Origin of the sequence: Mesorhizobium sp. M5C.F.Ca.IN.020.29.1.1, assembly GCF_003997375.1 — a bacterium.
GTDB classification, from domain to species: Bacteria; Pseudomonadota; Alphaproteobacteria; order Rhizobiales; family Rhizobiaceae; genus Mesorhizobium; species Mesorhizobium wenxiniae.
Map to the genome: position 1 here is coordinate 1 of NZ_RZSW01000514.1, position 4,539 is coordinate 4,539.

General features: G+C 60.5%; 6 protein-coding genes and 1 riboswitch. Of the genes, 3 read left to right on the forward strand and 3 right to left on the reverse strand.

Annotated elements, in window-relative coordinates; all coding sequences use genetic code 11:
- Together EOA85_RS28520 and EOA85_RS28525 are read right to left on the reverse strand one after the other, a co-directional pair.
- Positions 1–826, reverse strand: an 826-nt coding sequence (locus tag EOA85_RS28520) for an FAD-binding oxidoreductase (protein ID WP_127211984.1), incomplete at its 3' end; no start/stop codon positions are given.
- A 23-nt stretch (positions 827–849) separates the two neighbouring features.
- Positions 850–2,097: an aromatic ring-hydroxylating dioxygenase subunit alpha gene (locus tag EOA85_RS28525; protein ID WP_127211982.1), complete on the reverse strand. Its 1,248-nt coding sequence runs from the start codon at positions 2,095–2,097 to the stop codon at positions 850–852.
- 214 nt (positions 2,098–2,311) lie between these two features.
- A riboswitch (cobalamin riboswitch) is annotated at positions 2,312–2,515 on the reverse strand.
- A gap of 520 nt (positions 2,516–3,035) precedes the next feature.
- Here EOA85_RS28525 and EOA85_RS28530 point away from each other — a divergent pair.
- The 3 genes from EOA85_RS28530 to EOA85_RS28540 all read left to right on the forward strand — a co-directional run bounded on the left by EOA85_RS28530 (position 3,036) and on the right by EOA85_RS28540 (position 3,848).
- A complete protein-coding gene (locus tag EOA85_RS28530; protein ID WP_029347529.1) occupies positions 3,036–3,242 on the forward strand; it encodes a DUF680 domain-containing protein in 207 nt (68 codons plus the stop codon).
- Between the two features lie 90 nt (positions 3,243–3,332).
- On the forward strand, positions 3,333–3,557 hold the full coding sequence (locus EOA85_RS28535) for a DUF680 domain-containing protein (protein WP_065011024.1): 225 nt from the start codon (positions 3,333–3,335) through the stop codon (positions 3,555–3,557).
- 72 nt (positions 3,558–3,629) lie between these two features.
- Entirely contained in the window at positions 3,630–3,848 is a 219-nt protein-coding gene (locus EOA85_RS28540; RefSeq protein WP_127211985.1) for a DUF680 domain-containing protein, read from the forward strand.
- A gap of 96 nt (positions 3,849–3,944) precedes the next feature.
- Here the strand turns inward: EOA85_RS28540 and EOA85_RS28545 are convergent.
- Positions 3,945–4,539 (reverse strand): TOBE domain-containing protein (locus tag EOA85_RS28545; RefSeq protein WP_127211983.1); only part of this gene is annotated, 595 nt, incomplete at its 5' end.

Consider the following 4,539-nt stretch of genomic DNA (forward strand, 5'->3'; position numbering starts at 1 on the left):
CTGCCGGCCCACCCTTTGCCGGTGATGTGAACGGGGCCAGTATTTCCTCCACTACTGGGGCCGCAAAGCTCTCCTGATGATAGTTGGCCATGTCGAATCCGGCCGCCTCAAGCATCTGCCGCACGGCGCGCATGAACGGGTCGGGACCACAGCAGAAAATTTCGCGCTCACGAAAATCGGGCGCCAGCAGCGGCAGCCGTATCGCGTCGATCCGGCCCATATGGCCGAACCAGCCCTCGCGGCTGGAGCGCTCCTCGATCATGAAGCCAAGCGTTAGGCCCGGCATGCGGCTGCCGAGCAGTTCGAGCTCCTTGCGGAAGATGATCTCCTCGGGCTTTCGTGCGCAGTTGACGAAGCCGACATCTGTCCATGGCGCACAGTCGTTCAGCCAGCGCAGCATTGACATCATCGGCGTCACGCCGGAGCCGGCCGAAATGAACAGATACTTGGCCGCGGGGTGGCTGTGCAGCGAAAAGTCGCCGGTCGGCCCATAGGCTTTCACGTGAACGCCGGGTTTTAGATTGTCGAACATCCAGCGTGTGCCGAGGCTGCCGGCCTGGGCTTTCACCGTCACCGCGATCGAGAACGGCCGCGACGGCGAGGACGACAGCGTATAGGTCCGCATCAGCGGGCCGTCAGTGGTCGGCAGTTCCAGCGTCACGAACTGCCCCGGTCTGTAGCGGAACCAGGTCTGGTTGTCGGAGCGGAAGGTGAAGGTCTTCACGTCAGGCGCCTCGTCGCTGACGCCGATCACTTCCAGCACCTGAAGCCTGTCGTTCCAAGGCGCCATCTCGTCGAGATGGCGGTAGAGCCCGAGATCCGTCATCGCGTTCATACCCTTGACCTTTCTCAGGCGACGCTGCGCAACGCCGGCCGGCCGTCCTCGGCAAGGCGCGGCCCGATGAAGGAGGCGTACCATTCGACGAACTGGATGACGCCGCCCTCATGCAGTTCAGAATAGGGGCCGGGCTCATAGGCCGGCGACAGGATGCCGAAGGCGTTTTCCTCGACGATGCGGCGGTCCTGATCGTTGGTCTCGGTCCAGACGTGGGTGAGTTCGGCGAGATCGTAATCGACGCCTTCGATCGCGTCCTTGTGGACGAGCCATTTGGTGGTGACGGCCGTTTCCGTGGCGCTGATCGGCAGCACGCGGAAGGTGACGGCATGGTCGCCGAGGATGTGGTTCCAGGTCGTCGGATAGTGATAGAGCAGCAGCGAGCCGATGCGCTCGGTCGAAACGCTGTCGGAAAGGTTCTTCTTCACCGCGCGTCTTCCCGTCATCGTGTAGCTGACGGCATCGCGCAGCAGCGGCGCGCGGGTGGCACGATACTGCCCGGCCGGATCGATGCGGAACTTGCTCGGCAAGCCCGCCGCCTCGCATTTCGCCCAGTGCATGAGCATCTCCGGATCGCTATCGGCGCCCTGCACGCCAGTCACGGTCGGCGCTTCCGGGAATGTCTTGCACAGTTCCGGATGGTTGCCGGCGCAATGGTAGCACTCGCGGTTGTTTTCCCAGACGAGCTTCCAGTTGCCCTTCTCGACGATGGTCGATTCGAAGGCGATTTTTGCGTCGCGCAGCCGGTGCGGCAGGAGGTAAGGCTCGATCATGGCGCGCATCGGCGCGAAATCGGCGGGCTCCTTGGCCAGGCAGATGAAGATGTAGCCGCCAACGCTTTCGCAAGCCACCGGCTTCAGGCTGAACTGGCTCTTGTCGAAGCCGTCCGCCATCTGCCTTGCGAACAAAAGCCGGCCATCCAGCTCGTAGGTCCACTGGTGATAGGGGCAGACAAGCTTCGCCGCCGTGCCTTTGTCGGCGTTGCAGACGCGGCTGCCGCGATGCCGGCAGGAATTGTGGAAGGCATTGATCCTGCCTTGCTGGTCGCGGACCAGCACGACCGGATAGTCGCCGATCTGGGCAGTGATGTAGCTGCCCGGCTTCGGCAACTCGCCATCGTGGCCGATGAACAGCCAGTCGCGATACCAGATCAGCTCCATGTCGAGCTTGAAGAAATCGGCATCGGTATAGAAGGGCTGCTCGAGCGAATAGCCTGCCCTGCGGCCGTGCAAGAGCCTCAGCATGTCGTTGCGCGCATCCATGTCCTGTCCTTATAGCCGTCGCATCGGCCCGAAATCGGAATCGATTTCGGAAAGCACGATGCGCAATTCAAAGTCTTGGAGCGTGTTTTGTGCGTCCAAATGGACGCACGTCGCTCCAAAGACTGAACTGGTGGTGATGGAGGAAGGATCGCTCGCAGGCCGGCGGACAGGCCAGACATGCATCATCCACCTCTTGACCGCCCACCGCGATCAGTCGTGTCTAGAAATCTCGGGCTGGTTTCCGGGCTCTGGAGTGTCCTTGCGGACTCATCGCGACACCTTCCCAGGCTTGTGGCCCAGTGGTCTCCCGTTGCGACTTGAACTCCACCACCGTTGCGGGGGCAGCGCCGGGTTCTGACCGGCTTCCCAATTCTCCGCTTCGTCGTCACCAAGCGGCACCTGAGTTGCCGTGATCTAATCATGACGGCTGGCTGACTGTCGGTATGAAAGCGACATCGTATCCATGCGGCGCGACACGACGGCGAAACCCTGTGGGCCGGGATTTGAGGGGGATGAATTTGCACCCGGCTGCGAGCGCTGCCGGTTCTGAAAGCACGCCGGATTTAACCATTGCAGGGCGCCTAAATGGTTAACGATTCGACAACAACTCAGCACCGGCTTTTTAAGCCGCTTCTAAAATCGAACCGAACGGTTCGTTTCTGTTGACAATGCGTGCATGACGCTGTGAACGCAGGTCCGGCAATTCGTCAAATGGTCGAATGGCGCCTTTGGCATAAACCTCTGAAACAAAACATAAAACAACACTACTGGAAGCATCTGGTACAATTTCAAGGTGTAGATTCTTGGTCCACACGGAACAACTTAGTGATTGGAATCCGCCGAATGGCCTTCCCACATCGGGGCTGTCCGAACGACGCGAATTCCTCCCAAGACACGCCGCTAGACGGACGGAAAATTAAGATACTGGAGTACCAAAAATGAAAAAGATTGCTCTTACTGCCGTCGCCGTTCTGGCCATCACCGGCAGCGCCTTTGCTGGCAGCGACCATTATGGGTCCAACGGCGCCAACCAGCCGGCCGCTGCGGTCGACAACAGCTCGTATACGGCTTCCATTCAGAAGCCGGCTCACGCTGAAAAGCCCGTTGTCCAGGGCGCTGACCGCAACCTTTTCGGCAACAATTAACAGCTGATCCCAAACAGCAGAGCGGCGTTGTCTTTCATAAAGACCGCGGCCGCCGCGCTGAGGGGATACGACAATTCAGGAGTACTAGAAATGAAGAAGATCATTCTTGCCGCCGCCGCCATTCTGGCCGTCTCCGGAAGCGCTTTTGCCGGCAGCGACAATTTTGGATCGAACGGCGCCAACCAGCCGGCCGCTGCGGTCGACAACAGCTCGTACACGGCTTCGATTCAGAATTCGGCTTCGACGCAGAAGCCGGTTCCAGCTGACGAGAAGCCCGTCCACGGCAGCGACCGTAACCTCTTCGGCAACAACTAGTGTCGATCCCAACAGCAGCGGCGGCATTTGCCCGCCGCGCTGGTGGAACACGAAAAATCCAGGAGTACTGAAATGACGAAGATTGTTCTTGCGACCGCCGCCGTTCTGGCCGTCGCCGGCAGCGCATTTGCCGGTAGTGACAATTTTGGATCGAACGGCGCCAACCAACCGGCCGTTGCGGTCGACAGCTCGTACACGGCTTCGACCCAGAATTCGGCCCCGGCGCAGAATCCGGTTCCGGTTGACGAGAAGCCTGTCCACGGCAGCGACCGCAACCTGTTCGGCCGCTAACAGCGACCTGAACGCACAAGAGCGGCGGGCTTTGCCCGCCGCTCTTGTTTTTTGCCTTCGCCAAACTGCCTGTATCCAGCAGTTAGGCCGCCGGCCTCAGGCTGCCCTTGCTTCCGCTTTGTGGAGTGTGAAGGAATGTCCGTCGGCATCGAAAATATGCAGGTCGCCGGCATCGGCATTCAACCGCAGCGCAGCACCCCGCTTGACCTCGACATTGCCGGGCAGCTTGGTCACCAGCGGCAGTTCGGAGCGGCCGATGTCGACATAGACGAGCTGAACCTCGCCGAGCTGCTCGACATAGTCCACCGTTCCCTCGAAAAGATAATCCGTCCCGGTGGCGATCATCAGATCCTCCGGCCGCACGCCGAAGCTCACCGAAGCGCCCTTCACTGACGCTGGCGTGGCGATCGGCACCGTCGCCTTGCGCCCGCCGACATGACTGACGACGGTCGGGTCGCCTGATTTGTCGATCGTCGCCGGCAGGATGTTCATTGCCGGCGAGCCGATGAACTGGGCAACGAACAGATTGCCGGGTTTCTTGTAGAGATCCATCGGCGTGCCGACCTGCTCGATATGGCCCTCCTTGAGGACCACGATGCGGTCCGCCAGCGTCATTGCCTCCACCTGGTCGTGGGTGACGTAGATCATCGTTGTAGCCGGCATCGACTCCTTGAGCTTGGCGATTTCGATG

Bases quoted from the DNA above. Each gene is read 5' to 3' on its own strand.
- EOA85_RS28525 (WP_127211982.1), bottom strand. From the start codon at position 2,097: ATGGATGCGCGCAACGACATGCTGAGGCTCTTGCACGGCCGCAGGGCA.
- EOA85_RS28530 (WP_029347529.1), top strand. From the start codon at position 3,036: ATGAAAAAGATTGCTCTTACTGCCGTCGCCGTTCTGGCCATCACCGGC.
- EOA85_RS28535 (WP_065011024.1), top strand. From the start codon at position 3,333: ATGAAGAAGATCATTCTTGCCGCCGCCGCCATTCTGGCCGTCTCCGGA.
- EOA85_RS28540 (WP_127211985.1), top strand. From the start codon at position 3,630: ATGACGAAGATTGTTCTTGCGACCGCCGCCGTTCTGGCCGTCGCCGGC.